Annotated in this window: 1 riboswitch. The window is 61.4% G+C overall.

Annotation, left to right across the window (positions count from 1 at the left end):
- Positions 1-90, bottom strand: a riboswitch (glycine riboswitch). This riboswitch is flagged as partial in the annotation.
- Positions 91-498: the final 408 nt, after the last annotated feature.

Raw genomic sequence — 498 nt, forward strand, 5'->3', positions numbered from 1 at the left:
GGCGGTACGTGGGCCTGAGAGATTCCTGGGGAGGATTTGCTCCTACGGCGCCTGCAGAACGTACCGGCAGGACTCTCCCGCCGCAGATCATAAGCATGTGTCGCTTGTGGGTGACACAACTCACACAGTAGCCGCTGTGCGGGCCACGCACAAAAATTACTTCCGGGGCGTCAAATATTTTGGCTGTGCTACTTCCACTGCTTGGGCCACTTGACGTTCATCAGCAACAGTCCCAGCAGAAGCGCGTCGACGGTCATGATTGCGGCCATGAGGTAGGCCCAGCCGATCATCATGAGTTGTTCACCGCCGACCGACAGCCGGCAGCGCGGGGGTGCATCAGAATGCCCATGACAATCTCCTGACCTGGAATCCCCCCAGTCACTCGATAGTCACCCCAGTGTGCCACGGCGGGGCCCCGCACGGAACGGGGGACCCGTCGCTACTTCAGCACGACGGTCCGGTTGCCCTGGAGGAAGACGCGTCCCTCGCAGTGCCAGC

Origin of the sequence: Arthrobacter sp. PsM3, assembly GCF_030433895.1 — a bacterium.
Classification (GTDB): Bacteria; Actinomycetota; Actinomycetes; order Actinomycetales; family Micrococcaceae; genus Arthrobacter.